Annotated in this window: 1 pseudogene; it reads left to right on the top strand. The window is 69.9% G+C overall.

What is annotated here, in order from left to right:
• Nucleotides 1-249, top strand: a pseudogene (locus ACQG3P_RS21210) (phosphate ABC transporter substrate-binding protein PstS); the annotation flags it as partial.

The raw sequence follows: 249 nt of genomic DNA on the forward strand, positions 1-249 counted from the left end.
ACGGGCGACTTCGGGTCTTCCCACACGCCCCTGAGCAGCGACGAGTTGGCCCAGCCCGGCCTGGGCCAGTTCCCGTCCGCCATCGGCGGCGTTGTCCCGGTGGTGAACATCGTCGGCCTGGAAGCCGGCAAGTTGCGGCTGTGCGGCCCGCTGCTGGCCGATATCTTCGTGGGCAAGGTCAAGACCTGGAACGTCCCGGCCATCGTGGCCGCCTACCCGGGCGTGAAGCTGCCGGTCGGCCAGGTCACC

The sequence above is a fragment of the Stenotrophomonas sp. SrG genome (assembly GCF_050031795.1).
Lineage (GTDB): Bacteria > Pseudomonadota > Gammaproteobacteria > Xanthomonadales > Xanthomonadaceae > Stenotrophomonas > Stenotrophomonas rhizophila_A.